This is a genomic window from Persicitalea sp. (genome assembly GCF_041751555.1).
Lineage (GTDB): Bacteria > Bacteroidota > Bacteroidia > Cytophagales > Spirosomataceae > Persicitalea.
In genome coordinates, this window is record NZ_JBGSXF010000453.1 from 1 (window position 1) to 20,487 (window position 20,487).

The following is a 20,487-nucleotide window of genomic DNA, read 5'->3' on the forward strand; positions in this document are numbered from 1 at the left end:
AAATTACAAAAGGCATTTCCGCAGGTGAGCCGCGTCGTGGACACGCAACGCACTTCCCGCAGCGCGAGTCACAATCTGATAAAAGCTTTTCTCTGGAATGGCAAAACAATGTTGGAAACCGTCGATGTGGACATTAATCCCATCGTGGATCGCGTGGGCGGCGGCGATGCCTTCATTGCAGGTCTCATCCATGGCCTCCTGACTTTCAACGACGAGCAGAAGGCCCTGGAATTCGGCGTGGCGGCCTCGGCCCTGAAACACACCATCGAAGGCGATGCCCTCGTCAGCACTGTGGCTGAGGTGGAAGCCGTCCGGCAGGGCGAGACTTCGGGAAGAATAAAGCGTTAGAAAGTGGCAAAGGCACAAAGTGGCAAAGCGACATAGTGCTCTTGTCAATGATTTCAAACGCCCACTTTGGTACTCTGGAACTTTGCCACTCACAAAAATTTTACCATACAACCCAAAGATATTATGGCTCACAAAGACAAGATTACCGTACTGAATTCCCTGCACGAAGGGGGCGTGTTGCCACTTTTTTATCATGATGATGCCGCCGTGGCCATCGAGGTGTTGAAAGCTTCGCACCGGGCGGGGTTGCGGGTGTTTGAGTTTACGAATCGGGGAGAGAATGCCCTTGGTACCTTTGAGAAACTCGTTGCCTACGCGCACGAGAATCTGCCTGACATGGCGATGGGCATTGGCACAATTTATGACGACGAAGCCGCCAATAAATTCATTTATGCCGGAGCTGACTTTGTGGTGACGCCCGCGCTGAATCCTGCCGTGGGTACGGCCTGCGCTGCGGTTGAGGTACCCTGGATACCGGGCGTGATGACGGTTACTGAAATTTACAATGCGCGCCATGCGGGGGCCGAAGTCGTGAAGTTATTTCCCGGTGAGGTACTCGGCTCGGGCTTTGTGAAAGCCGTTCGCGGCCCGATGGCTGACTTAAAAATTATGGTAACGGGCGGCGTGCGGCCAACCCGCGAGAGTTTTGCGGAATGGTTCGGGGCGGGGGCCTACTGTGTAGGAATGGGTTCACACTTGTTCCCCAAGGATGTACTGGCCCGGCAGGACTACGACTGGGTGGAGCGGAAGATTGCGGAGTGTTTGGGATTTGTAAAAGAGTTGAGATAGTTCTACGGTCGTCGTTCTTAGTTAATTCGGGTTAGTGGCTTCTGTAGCAGAGCAGATATTTTCAAACCAAGTACTAAGAATCGCTTAGGCAGCCCTATCTGAACTAAGTACTCGTTCAAGGTACCTTCGTCTTCAAATACGCTACCACTACATCCAATCCCCGATCAAACCGATCGTGGTTATTGATGATGATGTCCGCCTCGGAGCGGAGGGGTTTGATGTACTTGTCATAGGTCGGGGCTACGTGATTTTCCCAACGGTACAGGACATCTTCCAAATCGTAGCCGCGCTCGCTGTTGTCGCGGATGATACGCCGCTTGATCTTGACGTGTTCTTTAGCATCGACAAAAACCTTAAGATCGATCAACTCCGCTACTTCCGGAAAATAAAATATAAAAATCCCCTCTACGACGATGATTGGGGTTGACTCAAACGTCAACATCTTCGGCGTTACCAGCGGGTTGTTGAACGTGTATTCAGGGTGCTCGACTACCTTCCCCCGCCGTAGTTCGGCGATATGTTTCGCGAAGAGTCCGTGGTCAATCGTTTGGGGCAAATCAAAGTTTTCTACTCCGTTTTCGTCTTTTGGAATCTTATGAATGGGCAGATAGTAGTTATCTTGCGAGATGCGGCAAATCTCCTCCTCCGCGAACGCAGACAGCAAGCTTTTCATGAAAAAAGTCTTCCCCGAGGCACTTCCGCCCGTAATTCCTACAATAAATGGCTTGGTCATTTTTAGTCACAAAAACTCATTATGGAATAGGCTTCTACCAGATGCAGTTGCCTTATCATAATTCATAATTTATAGTTCATCACTCCTCACTTCCTGCCTTACGATATTTCAATTTCTCCCGCTGTACTTGCTCGATTTCCAGGATCTCACTCGACTTGTAGGTAAGCGCTTCGTAAGTGTGTTCCAGGTCGCGCACCAGTTTTTGCAGGCCAGGTACTTCCAGCGAAGCGGCGTGATCGGTGCCGCGCCAAGTGCGGTCTTTGGTAAAATGTCGCTCCACCCATACGGCTCCCAGCGTGTAGGCCGCCACGTCCACCGCGATACCCAAGTGGTGGCCTGAGAAGCCAATCTCCTTTATACGCTCGCCATAGTTTTCCTGGATACGCCTGATTTCCAATAAACAAATATCTTTGAACGGCACCGGATAGCCTGACGTACAATTATACACCACGAGCCGCTTCCGGGCCTGGTCAGTTTCTTCAAAAAAGGCCACAAGTTGGGTGATTTCGGCCTGCATGGTCATGCCCGTCGATACGTGTATATCGCCTCCATAATCATCGCGCAGCAGCCTCAGCATTTCGTAGTTATTGTTGCAGGCTGAGGGTACTTTAATGAAATCGGGTCGCAACTCGATAATTTCTCTGGCCGAGGATACGTCCCAAACCGAAGTCGCATAGCCAATCCCAGTCGATTCGGCATATTCCTTCAATTCAGCATGTTGCGCCTGGTCGAATTCCAGGTACTCACGGTGCGCACCGTAAGTTTCTCCGTAAGCATTGTACGGCACCGGATGCGGCGCTGCGTACTGGTCGGTAGTCAGGAGTTCGCGAGAGTTACGTTTCTGGAATTTGGCGTATTCCGCCCCGCAGTCTTTCGAGAGCCGAATGAGTTCTTTGGCGGTTTCGAACTGGCCCATATGGTTGCAGCCGATTTCCGAAATGATCCTGGGCCGCTGGTAGGTATTCATGAATAATTTTGAGCCTTTGAAATGATCTTATGTTAGTCGCGAAGGTAAGGAAAAGCGATTTACCGAACAGTGTTGATCTGCACTGGTTCGATAATTGGCAGTCAATTGCCTACTTTTGCCCTAAATAACGCCGACAGCGTTCAAAACGCAATGAAGAAAATGCAGCCGCTCAAAATATACAATACCCTCACCCGCCAAAAAGACACTTTCGAACCGCTTGCCTCGCCTCACGTGGGTATGTACGTCTGCGGACCAACGGTTTATAACAATGCCCACCTCGGCAACGTCCGCACGTTTATGACGTTCGACTTGCTGTTTCGGTACCTGACACACATTGGCTATAAGGTGCGCTATGTCCGTAATATTACCGACGTGGGTCACCTGGTAGGCGACGGCGATGAAGGTGAAGACAAAATTGGCCGCATGGCGAAGCTAGAGCAACTTGAACCGATGGAAATCGTGCAACGCTACACCAACGACTTTCACCGCGTCATGGAGGATTTTAACATCTTTCCTCCCAGCATCGAGCCTACCGCCACGGGCCACCTCATCGAGCAGATCGAGGCCGTGCAAAATTTAATTGCGAAAGGACTGGCTTACGAATCGAACGGCTCGGTTTATTTCGATATAAATGCCTACAACGAGGCGGGCAACGACTACGGCAAACTTTCGGGTCGGATTCTGGAAGACCTACTGAACGAAACCCGCGAGTTGGACGGACAGTCGGAGAAGCGTAATCCGCTCGATTTTGCGATTTGGAAAAATGCTTCGCCTGAACACCTCATGCAGTGGAATTCGCCCTGGGGTCGGGGATTTCCCGGCTGGCATCTTGAATGTACCTGCATGAGTGCCAAGTACTTAGGCAATCAGTTCGATATCCACGGTGGCGGCATGGACTTAAAATTTCCCCACCATGAGTGCGAAATCGCGCAGGCGAAGGGCCTTACGGGTACTGATCCAGTGCGCTACTGGATGCACACCAACATGCTGACGGTCAACGGCCAGAAGATGTCGAAGTCGTTGGGTAACTCTTTCTTACCCGCTCAACTACTCAGCGGCGATCATGAGCTGCTTGACCAATCATACAGCCCCATGACGGTGCGGTTTTTCATGCTCCAGAGCCAGTACCGCAGCACATTGGATTTCTCGAACGACGCCCTGAAAGCTGCCCAAAAAGGATTCAAACGCTTGGTCAACGGCTTGCGCATCGTGAAAACGCTGGAATACGTGGCCGAAGTAGGCGGAACGCCGGACGAGAAAAAGCAGGCCGACATTGAGCAGTCATTGCAGGGATTCTACGATGGTATGAACGACGACCTCAACACTTCCGTGGCCATTGCGCACCTCTTCAGTTTGTTGAAGTACGTGAATATGCTTTACATGAATCAGTTGAAGGCGGCGACTCTGGGGGAAGAACTTTTTACAAAATTAAAAACGCAATTCGTCATTTTTTGCGAAGATGTGCTGGGTCTGAAAGAGGAACCTTCCGAAGGCTCCGCCGTTTTGAAGGGAATGCTCAGCCTTTACCGAGAGTACAAAGCCGCGCAGCAGTACGACAAGGTCGATGAAGTGCGTTCTTACTTTAAAAGTCAAGGGCTCGTGATTCGGGATATGAAGCACCGGATTGACTGGGCCTATGAAGAGTAGTTCTGAGTTGGGAAATAGCGATTTCAACGTCCTCTGATTCCCCGTGCAGCGAACCCATCATTCATAATTAGTTTCTATGCGTCGCTCCCATATTGCTTACATTTATTGGCTGTCTTTGTGATAGTTGGCCTGACCTACTTGCTTATGCCTTATTTGAACGAACGTGGTGAAGCTACTTCTTCACCGAGGACAGAATCGACGGCGGCAACCTCTTTCGTGAAGGAGGGTGAAGTGACCTTTTTGAGCGAGGGGAAGACAATCAGTAAGATAGACATTGAAATTGCCGAGAACGAGGCTGAGCAGAGCAAAGGGTTGATGTATCGCCCCTATATGCCCGATTCGGTGGGTATGCTGTTCGTTTTCCAAGACAGTAAGCCATTGGGTTTTTGGATGAAGAACACGCAAATTCCGCTGGATATTATTTATGTGGACAGCAACAGAAAGATTGTTTCCATCCAGAAAAACGCCAAGCCTTATTCTGAGGAAAACCTGCCTTCCCTGAGTCCCGCACAGTACGTCGTCGAGGTAAACGCAGGCTACGTCGATCAGCACGGGATAGCGGTGGGGGATGTGATCCAGTTTTGATAGCCGGGTAAATTTTATATTTTATTTGATCTTAACTATGCGAGTACTTCTGAATCTCAAAAGTTTTACTTTCCTCCTGGCTTTGGGCTTCGGATGTACCGTTTTCTCCTGTAAAACAAAAAACTCCTCCGAGCAAACCACTACACAAACTATTCAAATGGTTCCTGCCCCGACCTTCAGCGCCGATTCTGCATACGCTTTTGTAGAACGGCAGGTAGCTTTTGGGCCACGGGTACCGAATACGAAAGCGCATGAATTGGCCGGGGATTATTTGGTAAAAACCCTTGAGCAATACGGCTTCACGGTGACGGAGCAGAAATTCACCGCTACCACTTACGACGGTCAGAAACTCAATGCCCGCAACATCATCGGCAGCTTCCAGCCGCAGGCCACCAAGCGCATCATGCTGGCAGCACACTGGGACACGCGCCCTTTCTCCGATCAAGATTCTACGCGTAAAACCCTGCCGGTGCTGGGGGCCAACGACGGAGCAAGCGGCGTTGGCATTCTGCTGGAAGTGGCACGGACGCTGCACGAGAGTCAAAACAAACCTGACTTGGGCGTAGATATCGCTTTCTTCGACGCTGAAGACTGGGGTGCCTCCGGCCCCACCAACGCAAAATACGAGGGCTTCTGCCTGGGTTCGAGCCATTGGGCGGCCAACAAGCATATTCCCAACTATTCGGCTTACTTCGGAGTTCTGCTAGATATGGTCGGGGCCAAAGGAGCTACTTTTCTGAAAGAGGGACTATCCACCCAGTACGCCAATGAGGTCGTGCGCACTGTCTGGAATACGGCTAGTCAGCTTGGGTACAACAATTATTTCATCGATCAGAAGGGGCCAGGCATAACCGACGACCATGTCCCGGTCAATGACGTGGCCAAAATCCCCATGATCGACATCATTCACACCCGAATGAATGATCCCAATCGCACCTTTTTCGACGACTGGCACACGACTGGTGACGATATGAAAAACATTGATCCAAGCACCCTGAAAGCAGTAGGGCAGACACTGATTCAGGTACTTTATAACGAGGGGCAGCCGACAATTTAGTGATGATCTATGAATGATGAATGGTCAGTTATGAGATGCATATTGCAGGCGGCGGTTTTGATTGGTCTTTTGACAGGTTGTTCATCGCCACCGGAGAAGTTGGGTCGGTTGGATTTGGTGAAATGGCGGCAAGACCGTAGCGCGTGTGAAAGCATTCGTCCGACGCTAGTGCAGGATTTCAAGGTCGAACAGGCTAATTTGATGGGTAAGTTTGCCGATGAGGTAGGTCAGATGCTGGGCAAGCCGGATATTCATCAGCTCGGGTCTAGAAATCAGAAGTTTTACGTGTACTTTCTGGAGAAAGGGCCGCAGTGTGAGGATATTACGCAGAAGTCTTCGGCGCAAAAGGTTATTTTGCGCTTCAATGCTATAGGGCTATTGTCGGAGATTACTTACCAGAGTGATTTGCCGGAATAGGCTGTTTTACTAGTTGAAAATGAAACTACCACTTCGTACCATTCTTATAGACGACGAGCAACTCGCCCTCGACCGCCTCAGACGGATGATGGGCGGCTACAGTGATGTTGTTGACATCATAGCCGAAGCACACAACGGAGCCGAGGGACTTGATCTGATTGAGAATCATAAGCCTGACCTTATTTTCCTAGACATAGAAATGCCACTGCTCAACGGCTTCGAGATGCTGGCCAAAGTCAAGGTGATGCCAATGGTAGTTTTTGCGACTGCCTACGATCAATACGCGATCCGTGCATTTGAGGAGAATTCGGTGGATTATTTGCTAAAACCCATTGAAAATGAGCGATTACAGAAGACGGTCGATAAGATAAAGTCTCGGACGGAACCGAAGGAGACAAGAAATGCAGAGGCGGTTGAGAAAGAGGAAGCCGAAATTACTAAACCGCAGGAAACCAGGGAATTTTACAACCAAAACTTGTTGAGGCTTTTGGAAAAAATGCAACCCAAGCCGGAGATGCATTCGCTTTCCGTCAAATCGGGTGAACGCATTTTGCTGGTTCCGCTTACCGATGTGTCGCATTTTGAGGCCGAAGACAAGTACGTTTTCCTCAATACGCTCGATGGACAGCAGTATTTGGTCAACCATACGCTAACGAGTCTGGAAGAGAAACTACCCGCCCAGTTCCTGCGGGTGAGCCGCTCGGTGATTCTTAACACGCACCGAATTGCCGAAATTCAGCGTTACTTCAACGGTAAGTACCTGCTCATCATGCGCGACCGCAAGGCTACTTCGCTGCAGAGTGGCTCTACCTATGGCGATGCCATTCGGCAGTTGCTCAGTATCTAGCACCGCCCGTCCCCCCAAACGTTTGATTTTGAAGCCGTCCGAGTTATGGTTAACTTGCGCCCCGATTTGGCGAGACGGGAGCAGTTATTGGTTTGTGTGTTAAGCATTTGGGCAAAAAAGTGGCTTTCTCGCTCCACGGGCGAGACGCCCGTACCACATTATATTGTTAAAAAAAGTTAAACTCGGGTCTGTGAAATGAAGGAAGACATCGACTTGAGCAATCTGCCCAAACACATCGCCGTTATCATGGACGGCAATGGTCGTTGGGCGAAAAATCAGGGCGCAGCTCGCATATTCGGCCATAGAAGTGCCATTAAAGCGGTGCGGGAAGTGACCGAAGGCTGTGCGGAATTGGGCGTCGGCTACCTTACACTTTATGCTTTTTCGACCGAAAATTGGGGCCGCCCGAAGCTGGAAGTACAGGCACTGATGGAACTGCTCGTTCAGACGATTGGCGACGAACTACCTACCCTGCAAGAGAACAACGTGCGTCTAGATTCGATCGGTGACCTGAATAGTTTGCCCAGCCGCTGCCGCCGCCAGTTGGCCGAAGCCATTGACAAAACCCGCCAAAACGACGGTTTGAACTTGATTTTGGCCCTTGGGTACAGTGGTAAATGGGACATCGTGCAAGCCACCCAACAGCTCGCCCGCGAAATAAAATCAGGGGCATTACAACCAGAAGACATCTCCGAGGGTCTATTGAATGAACGACTGGCCACCCAAGGCCGTCCCGACGTAGATTTGATGCTACGAACGGGCGGCGACCATCGGATCAGCAACTTCCTCTTGTGGCAATTGGCCTACGCCGAATTGTACATTTATGATGAAGTTTATTGGCCCGATTTCCGCAAGCCGCATCTATATGAGGGTATCTTGTCGTACCAGAAGAGAGAGCGTCGGTTTGGAAAGACCAGCGAGCAGGTCAAGGGTTGACAGTGGACAGTGGACAGTGGCAAAACTGATAATCACATATTGATACTGTCGAAACAGTCTATAAAAAACAACATCAGCTAATGAAAAATAATATGAAGAAATTTACCAGCTTGCCCATTTCCTTGAAAATTTTAATGCTGATGTTGGCCTGTACCGTAGCCAGTCAGGCTCAGCGCATTGGTGTGGGTGGCGGCACTGCCAAGCCTGCTGCTGAAAACCTCGCCCCCGCGCTGGAATACGCCGACCCCAAAGAATACGAAATCATGGATGTAACGGTGTCGGGAACGCAGTTTCTTGACCCCAACAGCATGGTATCTATTTCGGGATTGCAGAAAGGCGACAAGGTTCGGATACCAGGCCCGGCAGTTTCCTCTTCCATTAAAAGGATGATGGATTTTGGTACGCTCGATGACGTCGAGATTCTTTATACCAAAATAGAAGAAGGCAAGATTTGGCTCAATATCCACATCAAGGAGCGCCCTCGCCTATACAAGGTGACATTTTCCGGTTTACGGAAGGGCGAGAAGGAGACCTTGAACGACAAGGTAAAGCTTATCAAAGGCCGCGTCATTACACCGACGGTCATCAAGAACACCCAGCTGCTCATTAAGAAGCACTTCATGGACAAAGGCTTTTACAATATCACTGTAAAAGCCCTGCAAATTCCCGACACTACGCGCGGCCAGGCCACGCTCAACTTTACCGTCGATAAGGGCAAGAAGGTCAAGATCGAGAAAATCGACTTTATCGGCAACGAAGCCGTTAGCGATGCCACCCTGAAAAAGAAACTCAAAAAAACCAAGGAGAAAAAACTCTGGCACCTTTTCACGCCCTCGAAGTACATCCCCAAACTCTACGACGAAGATAAGGATAAGCTCATTGCCTATTACCGCAAAAACGGCTATCGTGATGCGACCATCGCTTACGACAGCATCCAGGGAAAAGGTGGCGAGACGATCAACATCGTGATGAAGATCGACGAAGGGCCGAAGTATTACTACCGTAATGTCGAATTCACGGGTAACTACCTTCGCAAGACCGATTTTCTCAAAAAAATTCTGGGTATCAACAAAGGGGATGTTTATAACCCGGAAGAACTGGATAAGAAAATCAATGGTATTCCCGGCGCGGACGTCAGCTCGGCCTATATGGACGATGGCTATTTATATTTCAGCGCTACGCCCGTCGAGACTTCCGTAGTGGGAGATTCTATCGATATCGAGATTCGAATCCGTGAGGGCAAACAAGCTACCATCAACCGCATTATCCTGAACGGCAATACCAAGACGAGTGACCGCGTGGTGTTGCGCGAGTTGTTCACGTTGCCGGGGCAGAAGTTCAGCAAAACTGAACTTATCAATACCAATCGCCAGTTGGCGCAGATGGGTTATTTTGATCCTGAGAAGATTCAGATCAACCCCATCCCGAACCAGGCCGACGGTACGGTGGACATCGAATACACGGTGGAAGAAAAACCCTCCGACCAGATAGAACTTTCTGGTGGCTGGGGCGGATACATTGGTTTTGTAGGTACTTTGGGGCTGGTTTTCAATAATTTTTCTCTGCGCAATATTCCCAATCGTTCCGCCTGGCGCCCACTGCCCTCGGGCGACGGCCAGAAACTTTCGGTACGCTTCCAGGCCAACGGTAAGCAGTTTCAAACCTACTCGCTGTCGTTTAGTGAGCCGTGGTTGGGTGGCAAGAAGCCCATCAACTTCGGCGTGGCCCTGACCCGTACCGTGTATCGGCTTTCCAATTTCGGCGGGTTTGGTGGTGGTGGCTTCGGCGGTGGTGGCTTCGGCGGTGGTGGGTTTGGTGGTGGTGGCTTTGGTGGTGGTGGATTTGGCCCTCAGGTACCAGTCGGCCAGCAGACTTTTCTCGGCTCTTATTACAACAACGGCATTACGTTTTCGCTGGGTCGTCGCTTGAAGATACCCGATCGCTTCCTTGTGTTGACCCACTCGCTGTCTTTACAACAGTATCGCCTCGACAATCTCGATTTTTTTCGCATTGGTTATGACAATGGAAAGTCGTACAACGTGACTTTCAACACGACCCTTTCGCGTAACACGTTAAGTGATAACCAGTATCCGCGTTCCGGTTCCTCGCTCTCGCTGGCAGGTACTTTTACTCCGCCCTATTCGGCTTTCCGAAAGAATGATTTCACGGACGTCAAAGACAAATTCAAGCTGGTCGAGTATCACAAGTGGATGTTCGACGCCAGCTGGTACGCCACGATCACGGGTAAGCTCGTCGTGAGTGCCCGCGCCCACATGGGCTTCCTGGGCAGTTATACCGACCGAGTGGGACTGAGTCCGTTTGGCCGCTTCATCGTGGGTGGATCGGGTCTAGCCGGGCAAGGTTCCTTCGCACTGGCCGACCAAGACATCATCGGTTTGCGCGGTTACGGCGATCGTAAAGTAGGCCCGCTTAGTGAAAATGGACAGCTGTTGGGCGGTGGTGGTGTAGTTTACAATAAGTTTGTGACGGAAATACGCTACCCGGTTTCGCTCAATCCACAGGCAACCATATTTCTGTTGGGCTTCGCTGAGGGTGGAAACAACTGGGGTAGCTATAACGACTTTAACCCTTTCGACATCAAGCGCTCGGTTGGAGGCGGGGCTCGGATCTTCATGCCTGCCTTCGGTCTGCTGGGTATCGACTGGGGCTACGGTTTCGACAAAATCCAGGGATCGAACACGCGCAGCGGCGGACAATTCCACTTCACCATCGGACAGCAAATCCGGTAATAAAAAAATTGACGTTTCGTTATATGGTGCAAAAAAACAGACCCTTCGCATGAAGAAGATCGTATTTTTATTACTTTTGTCGTCCGTTTCGTCGCTGGGGGTTCAGGCTCAGAAGTTTGGCTATGTCGATATGGAATATATCACCAGCAAAATGCCCGAATACACGAAGGCCCAAAGCGAAATGGATCAGTTTTCGGAACGCTGGGCCAAGGAAATTCAGGAAAAAGGCGCGGAGGTTGACCGTTTGCAGCGTGCTTACATGGCCGAAGAGGTACTTTTAACGGACGAGCTTAAACGCAAGCGGCAAAATGAAATCAGAGAGAAAGAACTGGAAGCCCGCGAGTACAATAATAAGGTCTTCGGCGTGGACGGCATGATGTTCCAAAAGAAGAAAGAACTGATCAAACCCGTGATGGAACGCGTACAACGCTCACTTGAAAAGGTTTGCTCTCAACGTCGGCTCGATTTTCTTTTTGATAAGTCCAGTAATTTCGTGATGGTCTATACCAATCCCAAGCACGATTACACGGACTACGTCATGGAGGATCTTGGCATCGACACCAAGCCCGTAGCCGCGTCAGGTACTTCTCCGGCCTCCGATAATAACAACCAAACCAGTACAACCAAAAAACCTAAATAAACACAGACCAATGAAAAAGCAATTGATTACTCTGGTGGCTCTTTTTGCCGTAGCCTGCTCCCCTCTCTTCGCGCAGACTACCGCTTCTGCGCCACGCACCAAAATAGGCTACACTAATGTTGACTTCATTCTGGGTCAGCTTCCCGAAGCCAAAAAAATAGAAAACGAGCTTTCTATTACCAAGGCGCAACTCGACAAAGCGCTGCAAGATAAGTACAAAGAGTTCCAGGAAAAACTGGACAATTATAACAAGAACGCTTCCGGCATGGCCGACGTGATTCGCGCCGATAAGGAGAAGGAACTGCAGGGACTACAAACTTCGATTCAGGAATTACAGCGTAATTCTGAGACTTCGTTGCAGACTAAGTACCAGCAATTGATCGAGCCTGTTCTACTTAAAATCAACAACGCCATCAAGGCGGTGGGCGAGGCTAACAACTACCTGTATATCCTTAATTCGGATGCGGGTCAGAACACAACGCCTATTCTACTTTTTGTCGGCTCGGAAGATAACAATGTTTCGGACCTTGTCTTTAAGGAACTGGGAGTCGATCCCTCCAAAGTAGCTCCTGAGACGCCCAATGCGCCATCGACTGCACCAAAAGCTGGTACGACGCCACCAAAGAAATAAAGGAAATGTAATTTCAAAAAAAGCGAAGCATCGGAAGCTTCGCTTTTTTTATGAGAAAAATCGGGGAAAGAGCATCGGGACTCGTTCACGGTAGAGGTGGTAGTTCTCACCAAATTGACGGAGCAGTTTTTTTTCTTCAAAGTGAATGCCCACCCGGATGTACGCCGTCAGGCTGATGGCCGTGACAAGACTGGCCAGGGTAGCGTCGAAAATCCATATCCCCCACAGAAGCATCAATGTTCCTGTGTACAACGGATGCCGCACCTGACCCGAAAGACCGCTTGTGTTCAGGAACTCGCCGCGCTCGTTAGGCTTCCGAAAGGCATTCGTACCGCTGAACTCGGACAGATCGTATTGTCGTAATGCCAGTAAGATTATACACAATCCGGCAACAGCCAATCCAGCACCCAAAATAAGTAGCGTAAGGTTGCGCGGCCAGAGATGCAATGCCTCGATTTGGAGTTGGAAATACAAAGGAAGCAAGAAAGTCAGCAGCGAAATGGCATTGTAGAACAGACGATAGTAGGGCATATGCTTTTGCTTCCACCCGGCTATCAGAATCTTGAAAGCCGAACTAGCCATGAGCGAATGTACCGTTCCAAAAAGCAGCCAGGCGAATGTGAGATAGAGGTAGTCCATACTTTCGGAGATATATAAAACAATTACAAAAAGAGACAGTGCCAGGGTGGTTTGTCGGCTAACGATGGTAAAAAGCCTTTACGAAAATACCCAAACGGACACGGGATTCGTTACTTTTGCGTTTGAAATAATGAATTTCTTACAAAGATTCGCGGGCAAGGCACTCGTTCATCTGTGCGCCACATATTAAATAAAACTTGTTGATGAAGACACAATTCATTGAAAAACAGAATATTGTTACGGTTCCTTTCTTATCTCCCCTTTGCTATTTTTCCCCTGTCTTACTACTTTCTCTTCTTGGAATAATTACAAATCCACTACTCGCTCAAGACACCACTTCCGAGAACCCCTTCCAAATTATTCTGCCCACCGACCCCAGTTGGAATATTTTAGAGGAAGGAAAAGAAATTTCCTTCAAGTTGAAAGCACAGGGCGGAAAGTCTGATACAGTATTTTTCTCTATCGCGGAAGGAAGGCAAAAAGATATGATTTTCGATTCGCTGGGTAGATTCGTGTGGACGCCCTCCTACGACATGGCCGACCGCATCAATACACTGCGGTCATTGCCTGTGGTGTTCGAGGCCACCAACACCGCCGGGGAGAGTGTTACCAAACAATTGGCGTTTAAGATTGTACATGTCAACCGTCCGCCGGAAGTGGACGAGTTGCGGCCTTTTTACGTACAGTATAAAACTCAAAATACCTATCAAATAGATATGAATGCGGTTCGTGACCCCGACAGCGACCCAACGGTGGTTGTCCCCGTGGCGGAGCAAATGCCCGAGGGAATGCGCATTACGGCGAGCGGGGAAGTTACCTGGAATCCTTCAACGACGCAGTTTAATCTCCTGCTCCAAGGTGCACGCTACATCGAGTTCTACGTCGAAGATCAACCTGCCAAAGCTCGTACAAAGGGCCGAATTAAACTAGAAGCCACGCAGATGGATCTGCCGCCTGAGATCACGGTGGTACCTAATGTCAGTCGCGTTAAATACAAAGAGAATACAACGATCAATATCAAGTTCTTCCTCGCTGACCCCAATGGTGACGATGACCTCTCGACGTTCTCTTTCATCTCCGACAACCGGGATATTCCCCAAAGTACCATCATCAAGAATGCCCCAACGCAGTACGAGTTCATTTGGACGCCAGGTTACGATTTTGTAAAAGACCCGTACGATTCTCTTGCTTTCGACATGACGTTTTATGTACTGGACAAGGCGCAAAATCGCTCCGAGCGTAAAATCCACTTTAACATTGAGAACACGGTCAACGAAGCGGAGCGCGACGCCTATAACTATGCCCTCTACCGCAGCGGCTTGGTCAACGCCTGGGGTTTGCTGGAACAAATGAAAGAGAAAGAAGAGGAACTGAAAAAAGGCTATCGCCGTGCCAAGAAGGGCAAGAAAAACCGCTCGGTAATAAATGCTTCGCTTGGTGCCACCACGGGCTTGGCTCCCGTTATTGCGGGGCCTAAGAATCCCAGTCTCAGAACGGGTATCACCACGGTGGGAGGCACATCAGTGATGACTATCGGTACCCTGGAAGCTACCGAAGTGATTGGCCGCTCTACGAAGGATCTGTTGGATCGTTTCAACTACGTGATGGAAAAGAAGAGCGAACTCCAGAACAAGGGGGATATTTTTGCCCGCGAATACTCGCTCAAATCAGCCCGACGCACCAATGATTTTGTACGTAAGCTGGACGAGTTCCGCGCCCTGATGAACTTGAAAGGCCTGGTAGCCATGGAGTTGGACGCCAACTGGGAGAATAAGAAGGAGGCTACGGATAAAGCCTTAAAACGGGCTTTCAAGGACTTTTCGCCGCTGGATACTACGCAGTAGATTGGAGCGACAAAGCTTCAAAGCCACAAAGCGACAGAGTTAGACCGTGATACGATTGAATAGAAAAGTCATAGGGTTTCGTTTATTCTTTGGCTTTTAGTTTTTGGATGAAGCTGGACATCATTCTTTCGACCTCCCGGCTTTGCTCGTGCAGTAGGTCGAACTCGTCTTTTTGTAAGTAGTTCAAGTTTACGGCAATTTCAAGTTGGGTCTGTAATTCGAAGAGAGAACCAAAGGCTATTTGCAGAAAACGAAGATAGTCTCCGCTGCTCCGCCGCCCGAAGCCTTCGGCTATGTTACTAGGTACAGAAATAGCAGAACGTCGAATCTGAGATGTTAAGGAAAACCGTTCCGAATCTGGAAACGTGGAGGTTGACCTATAAATCGTTGTGACAAGCAACATTGATTTTTGCCAGATCAACAAATCACGAAATGTTCTGACCTCTCCCATAATTCTAATTTAGATTACTCCTGTGGCTCTGAATTCTCATCGCTTCGCGGTTTTACAGTTTCACCTATTGGCTCAATAACGTCATCGCTTAACAACTTTATCGCTTCATTATCTAACGGTTTTACTTTGTCCAGTTCTGTTTCCCGATCTTCTAACTCTGTGGCTTTGTCGCTTTGTGGCTCTGTCTCTCCAACCTCCTCTTCTACCTCGTATTCATGAGTGTGTCGAAAGAAAGAACTTTGGAAAATTAAAATGGTACAAACGCCAACAAAGATGCAGGAATCGGCAAAGTTGAAGATCGGCGTAGAGTAATATTGACCGCCCCAGACGGGTACCCATTCGGGAACGAAACCTTCCCAGAAATCTACAAAAACCATGTCGATGACTTGCCCGTGAAACCAGGGCGTCGGCGAACCGTAGGGCGCATTACCCAGCAGTACACCGTAAAAAGTACTGTCGATGACGTTGCCTACGGCTCCCGCCAGGATCATCGCCAGCGCCCACAGCAGACCGGAGGCCGCGCCGCGCCGCGCTAAGTTGACGAGGTACCAGGCAATCGCTCCCATCGCCGCTAAGCGGAAAAGCGTCAAGAATAGTTTGCCGTACTCGTGGCCAAGCTCCATCCCGAAAGCCATGCCCGGATTCAGGACGTAGTGTAACTTGAACCAATCCCCAATCAGCGCGATTTGACCCGAAAATCCCGGTTCCATGTACTTATGCACCAACATCTTGGAAGCCTGATCGATCGTGATAAGCAACACGCTGAAAATAATGTATTTGGTCGGGTTTTTGGGCTGAATCATTTTTTGGAAGATTGGCGGGAGCCACAGAGAGTACGTAGAATTTCGTGGGTTGCGCCCTAGCGGATAATGGTAAGGAAAAAGCAAAAATAGGGCTTTTTTTGGGGCCTACACAGCCCCAAGTTTCCGTCGTTTCATTTCACGCTTTACCAGCAGGAATTCCCGGCTGCTTTGTCCGGCGATAGACTTGTTTTCTTCAGCCCGGCGAAAGAGGTACGGCATCACCGAGTCGATGGGGCCATAAGGTACATACTTGGCCACATTGTAGCCCAGCTTCGCCAGGTTGTACGACAGATTGTCGCTCATGCCGAGCAACTGCGCGAACCACACGCGGGGATCGCCGGACTTTAAGCCAGTAGCTTGCATTTTGTTGGCGCAGTGCAAGCAACTGGCTTCGTTGTGAGTTCCGAGGCAAAACTCAATGAAGTCGATATGTTCCAGCGAAAAATCGATGGCCGCATCGTAATCGCGGTCGGTGTCAGCTTTGGTAGCTTGAATAGGATTACGGTAGTTATTTTCCCGGGCCCGGATCCGTTCTTTTTCCATGTAAGCACCGCGCACCAGTTTGCCACCCAGGATGTAGTTGTTTTTCCGGGCCTCCAGATACGCACTTTTATAAGCTTCCAGTACTTCATGCTGATAAAGTTGGTAGGTATTGAACACGATAGCCTGTCGGCTATTGTACCGTGCCATCATACTGTAAGCCAAATCGTCGATTACTTCTTGAATCCAACTCTCTTCAGCGTCGAAAAATATCCGTACTGTGCGCAAGTGCGCCTGACTGCACAGTTGCTCCACCCGAGCGACTACACGTTCGTAGGCTTTCTGATCCTCTGGGGATAAATCGCCTTCTGCTTGTACTTTTTCAAGAAGGTCATTAGGGGCGATACCCGACACTTTGAACACCGTAAACGGAATATCTTGCGAGGTAGCCGCGCGGTCGATGGTACGGAGGAGTTCGGCAGTCGTTTCGTCAAAAACGACCTCCTCATCTTCGCCCTCGATGGAGTAATCAAGGATGGTACCGATGCCCGACTCACTTAGCTGTCGGATCGTGCTTTCGCATTCCCGGATCGTTTCACCGCCACAAAACTGCTCGTAAATGGTATTACGGATGAGCTTTTTTATTGGTAAATGCAGTCTTAAAGCAAGTTTTATGAAAAAAGTACCTAAATTTACAAGTCCGGGCCGATTCATCATCGCGAAAAGCCAATAGGTCTTGCGCAGTTGGTAGTCGGATTTGGCGGCAAAGGCAACCGAAGTGTCTTCAAATGCCGTAGGTGAAATGGCAGGCAGCGTTGTGAGTGACATCTAGTTTATTCTGTTGGATTGAAATCGTGTTCCTCGCTATAATAAACGGAAAGAACTGGGTTCTGTTTTAAAGAGTAAAAACTCAATATAAAGCAGGTAGTCAGTATAATTTTTTTTAGAATCACACCAATAATTGACGCCCTAGCAGTTGTTGGGGCAACAAAGGTACGAAAAGCGGAGCAATACCCTCCTTTTATACAATTTCAATCAATACATTTTTTTATTTTTCACAAGGTTAAGTAGTTGAATATGAATGCTTCGTTAGACATCCTGCCGCTGAGTAGCTGGATCAATACCGACGGTAAACCTCTGGTGATTGCCGGGCCGTGCAGTGCCGAAACCGAGGAACAAATGGTGGAGTCCGCCCAGCAGATCAAGGACGAAGGTTATGCACACGTCATCCGTGCGGGCGTTTGGAAGCCGCGCACCCGCCCTGGCTCTTTCGAGGGCATGGGCGAAGCCGCACTCCCCTGGTTGCAGACGGTAAAAAAAGAAACCGGGATGCCCGTGGCCATCGAAGTGGCTAATCCCAACCACATCGAACTAGCGCTGAAATACGGCGTGGATATTCTTTGGGTGGGAGCCCGTACCACGGTGAATCCTTTTAACGTGCAGGAACTGGCCGACGCCCTTAAAGGCGTGGATGTCCCGTTGCTGGTGAAGAATCCCGTGAATCCCGACTTGCAACTTTGGATCGGGGCATTGGAACGTTTTAACCGGGCAGGCGTCAGGAAGTTGGGGGCCATCCATCGGGGCTTCTCCAACGCCCAGGAAAATAAGTTTCGTAACTCGCCGATGTGGCCAATTGCGATCGAACTCAAGACACTCTTTCCACAGTTGCCCATCATCGGCGACCCCAGCCACATGGCGGGTAAGCGCGCCCTGCTGTTCGAACTGACGCAGCGCGCGATGGATTTGAACTACGACGGCCTCATTATCGAGTCGCACCGCGACCCCGAGAAGGCCTGGTCCGACGCCGCTCAGCAACTCACACCCGTGGCGTTAGGGGAAATGCTCCACGAACTGCACGTACGTAAGAAATCATACGGCGACGACTACCAAACGCAGCTGGAAATCATACGTGAAAAACTAGACCACCTCGACCGCGAACTACTTGAAACGCTGGCTGCTCGCATGTCGCTGGTAGAAAAAATCGCCGAGTACAAGCGCGACAACAACGTGTCAGCCTATCAGGTGGACCGCTTCCGCGAAATTCTGAACACCCGCGCCGAATGGGGAAACAGCCTGAACCTGTTCCCGAACCTGGTGGATGAACTTTTCAAACTTGTCCATATGGAGTCGATCCGCAAGCAGACGGAAGTGATGAACCAGGTGAGTGCGTAAGTGCTTTATGCTTTATAACTAGAAAAAGAGGCTGCCCGTAGGTAGCCTCTTTTTCGTTTCTTAACCTCGCTTATCCAATTTGGGCCAACAAAGTCAATCCGTTAGCTTTGTGAGAAATAACTCCATAAACTAGCTATCTTATAATTCACATTGGCACGGGACATCCCGTCATATCTAAAATAACAATGCAGAAATACCTACAAGATAACAAAGACCGATTCCTCGATGAACTTCTCGACCTGCTCCGCATCCCTTCAGTGAGCGCGGATTCCAAGTTCAAAGACGACACGCGCCGTGCCGCTGATTTCGTGCGCCAAAGTATCGAAGCCGCCGGGGCCGATTGGGTCAAAATTTTTGAAACGCCCGGCCACCCGATTGTCTATGGCGAAAAAATCGTCAATCCCGCCGCGCCGACCGTGCTGATTTACGGCCACTACGATGTGCAGCCCGCCGATCCCTACGAACTTTGGGACTCGCCCCCCTTCGAACCCGTCATCAAGAACGAACGGATTTACGCCCGCGGGGCCTGCGACGATAAGGGGCAATTCTACATGCATGTCAAGGCGCTGGAAATGATGATCGCTACCAAGTCGCTGCCCTGCAATGTCAAGATTATGATCGAGGGCGAGGAAGAAGTCGGCTCCGACCACCTTGGTGAATTCGTCAAATCTCACCGCGATATGCTGGCCTGCGACACTATCTTGATTTCCGACACCAGTATCATCGCCAATGATGTACCGTCCATTGAGGTTGGCCTTCGCGGTTTGACGTATCTGGAAGTAGAGGTAGTTGGCGCTAATCGTGATCTGCATTCGGGCGTGTACGGTGGCGCGGTGGCTAATCCCATTAACGTGCTATGCGAAATGATCGCTTCGCTGCACGACGAGAATGGGCACATCACCATTCCCGGCTTTTACGATAAGGTTGAAGAACTCACCGCCGATGCACGCGCGGCGATGAATGAAGCGCCTTTCGATTTGGCAGAATACAAGCAGGATTTATTGATTGAAGACGTACGTGGTGAGGCGAACTACACGACCATCGAGCGCACCTCGATCCGTCCCACGCTGGATGTCAATGGCATCTGGGGCGGCTATGTAGGCGAAGGGGCCAAGACGGTTCTTCCTTCCAAAGCACACGCTAAAATCTCGATGCGCCTGGTACCTAACCAAACCGATAAGGAAATCGAGGAAAAATTCACGAAGCATTTTCTGTCTATCGCTCCACCCTCGGTCAAGGTGAGCGTGAAGCCCCACCACGGCGGACTACCCTACGTGAATCCCACCGACTCAATAGAATACGAAGCAGCCTCGATGGCCATGGAAGAGTCTTTTGGCAAGAAACCTATCCCCACGCGCGGTGGTGGTAGTATTCCTATTGTAGCCCTTTTCGAGCAGGAATTGGGCCGCAAGAGCATTCTGATGGGCTTTGGCCTGGACATCGACGCCCTGCATTCGCCCAATGAGAGCTACGGGCTGTTCAACTACTACAAGGGTATTGAAACGATTCCGTTGTTCTTTAAGCATTATGCAGCGTTAAAGAAGGAATGATATCCATGCTGTGTTTTCGCAGAAACACCCAGATGGAATGTGGCCCGCTCGTGCATCACTGCATCAGCATCACCGCCGCCATCGTTTCCAGGCCATCGAACAAATTCCCCAGCCGGATATTCTCGTTTTCGGCGTGTTGATTATTATCGTGATTGGCAATGGGGACGGTCATTGTTTTGGCATTCAGAAATTTCTCAAATA

20 protein-coding genes are annotated in these 20,487 nt (G+C 49.8%); 14 read left to right on the forward strand and 6 right to left on the reverse strand.

Features of this window, described 5'->3' with window-relative positions; genetic code table 11:
* Window positions 1-348 (forward strand): PfkB family carbohydrate kinase (locus ACEW8P_RS15900; protein WP_373514065.1); only part of this gene is annotated, 348 nt, incomplete at its 5' end.
* A 123-nt stretch (window positions 349-471) separates the two neighbouring features.
* Window positions 472-1,137 (forward strand): bifunctional 4-hydroxy-2-oxoglutarate aldolase/2-dehydro-3-deoxy-phosphogluconate aldolase, encoded by a 666-nt coding sequence (locus ACEW8P_RS15905; protein WP_373514066.1) that lies wholly within the window; start codon window positions 472-474, stop codon window positions 1,135-1,137.
* Between the two features lie 115 nt (window positions 1,138-1,252).
* Here ACEW8P_RS15905 and udk read toward each other — a convergent pair whose 3' ends face one another.
* Together udk and ACEW8P_RS15915 are read right to left on the reverse strand one after the other, a co-directional pair.
* Window positions 1,253-1,870: a uridine kinase gene (gene udk / locus ACEW8P_RS15910; RefSeq protein WP_373514067.1), complete on the reverse strand. Its 618-nt coding sequence runs from the start codon at window positions 1,868-1,870 to the stop codon at window positions 1,253-1,255.
* Window positions 1,871-1,949: 79 nt separating this feature from the next.
* The gene (locus tag ACEW8P_RS15915; RefSeq protein ID WP_373514068.1) at window positions 1,950-2,837 is read right to left on the reverse strand and encodes an N-acetylneuraminate synthase family protein; all 888 of its coding nucleotides are present in this window, start codon (window positions 2,835-2,837) and stop codon (window positions 1,950-1,952) included.
* 159 nt (window positions 2,838-2,996) lie between these two features.
* On the opposite strand from ACEW8P_RS15915, the gene cysS reads away from it, so the two are divergent.
* The 9 genes from cysS (at window position 2,997) to ACEW8P_RS15960 (ending at window position 12,347) form a co-directional block, all read left to right on the forward strand.
* Window positions 2,997-4,484 carry a cysteine--tRNA ligase gene (gene cysS / locus ACEW8P_RS15920; protein WP_373514084.1) on the forward strand — a complete coding sequence of 496 codons (1,488 nt, stop codon included), beginning with the start codon at window positions 2,997-2,999 and terminating at the stop codon, window positions 4,482-4,484.
* Between the two features lie 144 nt (window positions 4,485-4,628).
* Complete coding sequence (locus ACEW8P_RS15925) at window positions 4,629-5,069, forward strand: DUF192 domain-containing protein (protein WP_373514069.1); 441 nt, start codon at window positions 4,629-4,631, stop codon at window positions 5,067-5,069.
* 37 nt (window positions 5,070-5,106) lie between these two features.
* The gene (locus tag ACEW8P_RS15930) at window positions 5,107-6,126 is read left to right on the forward strand and encodes a M28 family peptidase (RefSeq protein ID WP_373514070.1); all 1,020 of its coding nucleotides are present in this window, start codon (window positions 5,107-5,109) and stop codon (window positions 6,124-6,126) included.
* A gap of 30 nt (window positions 6,127-6,156) precedes the next feature.
* A complete protein-coding gene (locus tag ACEW8P_RS15935; RefSeq protein WP_373514071.1) occupies window positions 6,157-6,543 on the forward strand; it encodes a hypothetical protein in 387 nt (128 codons plus the stop codon).
* Window positions 6,544-6,562: 19 nt separating this feature from the next.
* Window positions 6,563-7,390, forward strand: coding sequence for a LytR/AlgR family response regulator transcription factor (locus ACEW8P_RS15940; RefSeq protein WP_373514072.1), 828 nt, complete (start codon window positions 6,563-6,565; stop codon window positions 7,388-7,390).
* A gap of 195 nt (window positions 7,391-7,585) precedes the next feature.
* Window positions 7,586-8,326 (forward strand): isoprenyl transferase, encoded by a 741-nt coding sequence (locus ACEW8P_RS15945; RefSeq protein WP_373514073.1) that lies wholly within the window; start codon window positions 7,586-7,588, stop codon window positions 8,324-8,326.
* An 80-nt stretch (window positions 8,327-8,406) separates the two neighbouring features.
* Window positions 8,407-11,076 carry an outer membrane protein assembly factor BamA gene (bamA, locus tag ACEW8P_RS15950; RefSeq protein ID WP_373514074.1) on the forward strand — a complete coding sequence of 890 codons (2,670 nt, stop codon included), beginning with the start codon at window positions 8,407-8,409 and terminating at the stop codon, window positions 11,074-11,076.
* A gap of 49 nt (window positions 11,077-11,125) precedes the next feature.
* Complete coding sequence (locus ACEW8P_RS15955; RefSeq protein ID WP_373514075.1) at window positions 11,126-11,716, forward strand: OmpH family outer membrane protein; 591 nt, start codon at window positions 11,126-11,128, stop codon at window positions 11,714-11,716.
* A gap of 10 nt (window positions 11,717-11,726) precedes the next feature.
* The gene (locus ACEW8P_RS15960) at window positions 11,727-12,347 is read left to right on the forward strand and encodes an OmpH family outer membrane protein (RefSeq protein ID WP_373514076.1); all 621 of its coding nucleotides are present in this window, start codon (window positions 11,727-11,729) and stop codon (window positions 12,345-12,347) included.
* Between the two features lie 48 nt (window positions 12,348-12,395).
* Here ACEW8P_RS15960 and ACEW8P_RS15965 read toward each other — a convergent pair whose 3' ends face one another.
* Window positions 12,396-12,986, reverse strand: a complete 591-nt coding sequence (locus ACEW8P_RS15965; RefSeq protein WP_373514077.1) for an isoprenylcysteine carboxylmethyltransferase family protein — start codon at window positions 12,984-12,986, stop codon at window positions 12,396-12,398.
* 203 nt (window positions 12,987-13,189) lie between these two features.
* On the opposite strand from ACEW8P_RS15965, the gene ACEW8P_RS15970 reads away from it, so the two are divergent.
* Window positions 13,190-14,830: a hypothetical protein gene (locus ACEW8P_RS15970; protein ID WP_373514078.1), complete on the forward strand. Its 1,641-nt coding sequence runs from the start codon at window positions 13,190-13,192 to the stop codon at window positions 14,828-14,830.
* 82 nt (window positions 14,831-14,912) lie between these two features.
* Here ACEW8P_RS15970 and ACEW8P_RS15975 read toward each other — a convergent pair whose 3' ends face one another.
* The 3 genes from ACEW8P_RS15975 to ACEW8P_RS15985 form a co-directional block, all read right to left on the reverse strand.
* The gene (locus ACEW8P_RS15975) at window positions 14,913-15,281 is read right to left on the reverse strand and encodes a four helix bundle protein (protein WP_373514079.1); all 369 of its coding nucleotides are present in this window, start codon (window positions 15,279-15,281) and stop codon (window positions 14,913-14,915) included.
* A gap of 14 nt (window positions 15,282-15,295) precedes the next feature.
* Window positions 15,296-16,084 carry a lipoprotein signal peptidase gene (locus tag ACEW8P_RS15980; protein WP_373514080.1) on the reverse strand — a complete coding sequence of 263 codons (789 nt, stop codon included), beginning with the start codon at window positions 16,082-16,084 and terminating at the stop codon, window positions 15,296-15,298.
* Between the two features lie 105 nt (window positions 16,085-16,189).
* The gene (locus ACEW8P_RS15985) at window positions 16,190-17,392 is read right to left on the reverse strand and encodes a proline dehydrogenase family protein (RefSeq protein WP_373514081.1); all 1,203 of its coding nucleotides are present in this window, start codon (window positions 17,390-17,392) and stop codon (window positions 16,190-16,192) included.
* Between the two features lie 249 nt (window positions 17,393-17,641).
* On the opposite strand from ACEW8P_RS15985, the gene ACEW8P_RS15990 reads away from it, so the two are divergent.
* Together ACEW8P_RS15990 and ACEW8P_RS15995 are read left to right on the forward strand one after the other, a co-directional pair.
* Complete coding sequence (locus tag ACEW8P_RS15990) at window positions 17,642-18,736, forward strand: chorismate mutase (RefSeq protein ID WP_373514082.1); 1,095 nt, start codon at window positions 17,642-17,644, stop codon at window positions 18,734-18,736.
* A 185-nt stretch (window positions 18,737-18,921) separates the two neighbouring features.
* Window positions 18,922-20,286 (forward strand): dipeptidase, encoded by a 1,365-nt coding sequence (locus ACEW8P_RS15995; protein ID WP_373514083.1) that lies wholly within the window; start codon window positions 18,922-18,924, stop codon window positions 20,284-20,286.
* Window positions 20,287-20,487: the final 201 nt, after the last annotated feature.

What these genes read in the sequence shown, in the direction of transcription:
- ACEW8P_RS15960 (WP_373514076.1), top strand. Translation starts at nt 11,727, where the DNA reads ATGAAAAAGCAATTGATTACTCTGGTGGCTCTTTTTGCCGTAGCCTGC.
- ACEW8P_RS15955 (WP_373514075.1), top strand. Translation starts at nt 11,126, where the DNA reads ATGAAGAAGATCGTATTTTTATTACTTTTGTCGTCCGTTTCGTCGCTG.
- udk (WP_373514067.1), bottom strand. Translation starts at nt 1,870, where the DNA reads ATGACCAAGCCATTTATTGTAGGAATTACGGGCGGAAGTGCCTCGGGG.
- ACEW8P_RS15990 (WP_373514082.1), top strand. Translation starts at nt 17,642, where the DNA reads ATGAATGCTTCGTTAGACATCCTGCCGCTGAGTAGCTGGATCAATACC.
- ACEW8P_RS15940 (WP_373514072.1), top strand. Translation starts at nt 6,563, where the DNA reads ATGAAACTACCACTTCGTACCATTCTTATAGACGACGAGCAACTCGCC.
- ACEW8P_RS15945 (WP_373514073.1), top strand. Translation starts at nt 7,586, where the DNA reads ATGAAGGAAGACATCGACTTGAGCAATCTGCCCAAACACATCGCCGTT.
- ACEW8P_RS15905 (WP_373514066.1), top strand. Translation starts at nt 472, where the DNA reads ATGGCTCACAAAGACAAGATTACCGTACTGAATTCCCTGCACGAAGGG.
- ACEW8P_RS15985 (WP_373514081.1), bottom strand. Translation starts at nt 17,392, where the DNA reads ATGTCACTCACAACGCTGCCTGCCATTTCACCTACGGCATTTGAAGAC.
- ACEW8P_RS15975 (WP_373514079.1), bottom strand. Translation starts at nt 15,281, where the DNA reads ATGGGAGAGGTCAGAACATTTCGTGATTTGTTGATCTGGCAAAAATCA.
- ACEW8P_RS15965 (WP_373514077.1), bottom strand. Translation starts at nt 12,986, where the DNA reads ATGGACTACCTCTATCTCACATTCGCCTGGCTGCTTTTTGGAACGGTA.
- ACEW8P_RS15935 (WP_373514071.1), top strand. Translation starts at nt 6,157, where the DNA reads ATGAGATGCATATTGCAGGCGGCGGTTTTGATTGGTCTTTTGACAGGT.
- ACEW8P_RS15915 (WP_373514068.1), bottom strand. Translation starts at nt 2,837, where the DNA reads ATGAATACCTACCAGCGGCCCAGGATCATTTCGGAAATCGGCTGCAAC.
- ACEW8P_RS15925 (WP_373514069.1), top strand. Translation starts at nt 4,629, where the DNA reads ATGCCTTATTTGAACGAACGTGGTGAAGCTACTTCTTCACCGAGGACA.
- ACEW8P_RS15995 (WP_373514083.1), top strand. Translation starts at nt 18,922, where the DNA reads ATGCAGAAATACCTACAAGATAACAAAGACCGATTCCTCGATGAACTT.
- bamA (WP_373514074.1), top strand. Translation starts at nt 8,407, where the DNA reads ATGAAAAATAATATGAAGAAATTTACCAGCTTGCCCATTTCCTTGAAA.
- ACEW8P_RS15980 (WP_373514080.1), bottom strand. Translation starts at nt 16,084, where the DNA reads ATGATTCAGCCCAAAAACCCGACCAAATACATTATTTTCAGCGTGTTG.
- ACEW8P_RS15930 (WP_373514070.1), top strand. Translation starts at nt 5,107, where the DNA reads ATGCGAGTACTTCTGAATCTCAAAAGTTTTACTTTCCTCCTGGCTTTG.
- ACEW8P_RS15970 (WP_373514078.1), top strand. Translation starts at nt 13,190, where the DNA reads ATGAAGACACAATTCATTGAAAAACAGAATATTGTTACGGTTCCTTTC.
- cysS (WP_373514084.1), top strand. Translation starts at nt 2,997, where the DNA reads ATGCAGCCGCTCAAAATATACAATACCCTCACCCGCCAAAAAGACACT.